This window comes from Blastomonas sp. CCH1-A6, from assembly GCF_001556365.1.
In the GTDB taxonomy this organism is placed as follows: Bacteria; Pseudomonadota; Alphaproteobacteria; order Sphingomonadales; family Sphingomonadaceae; genus Blastomonas; species Blastomonas ursincola.
The window spans coordinates 1-795 of record NZ_LSIS01000265.1 but is presented as its reverse complement, the minus strand read 5'-3'; the positions used below and the strand labels follow the sequence as shown (position 1 = coordinate 795).

Annotated in this window: 1 protein-coding gene; it reads right to left on the bottom strand. The window is 68.1% G+C overall.

Annotation, left to right across the window (positions count from 1 at the left end):
- The coding region (locus AX735_RS12710; RefSeq protein WP_156447499.1) for a short-chain fatty acyl-CoA regulator family protein at nucleotides 1–795 on the bottom strand (795 nt) is incomplete at both ends.

Genomic DNA, 795 nt, shown 5'->3' with positions numbered 1-795 from the left:
CGTGCCGCCCGCGCCATAGCCCGCGCCCTGCACGCTGCGCGCCAGCGTCAGCCAGCGGCTCGCATCCTCCAGCTCGACGAGCTGTACCTGAACCTGGCTGGGGCGCGAAAACGCCTGGTGCAGGTGCCACAAAGGGCAGGTCACCTCGGTATCGGCGAGCGGCGCGCGTGCGGCTCCGCCGAAGCGCTTCGACACCTGACCCGCGCGGTCGACGCGGATCATGAAAAAGCCGAGGCCGCGCTGGCCCACCCGCTGCAAGGTCGTGAGCCGGTGCGCGACATGCTCGAACCCGGCACCAAAGCGCCGCTGGAGCAGCAGCATGTCATAGCCCGATTGCTCGCAGGCGCGCAGGAAGCGGCCATAGGGCATCATCACCGCAGCGGCGAAATAGCTGAAGATATGCCGCTGGTAGAGCCGCTCGGCGGTGCGGTCGCCGAACTGCGCGCCGGCGACCAGCGCGTTGATGTCCGCCCGAAATTCGAGCTGGCCGAGCAGATAGGCCGCCTGGAAGGTGCGCGAAGCCATGTCGAGCATCTCGGACAGCTGCAACTGGCGCGCATGCAGGTCGAGCCGGCGCAGGCGTCCCGGCATCACGTTTTCGGGGAGGATACGGATCGAGAGCTGGTGCTTGGTGCGCAACCGTTCGGCAATCGCAGAATAGAGGTCGCCGCTCTGCAACCGCAGCGCATCGGCCAGTTCCTCGGCGGCATGGTCGAGATCGGCGAAATGATTGCGCCAGCGTTCGATCTCGCCGCGCACGCGCGCCACCGGATCATCGACGGCGGCCCCCGGCAC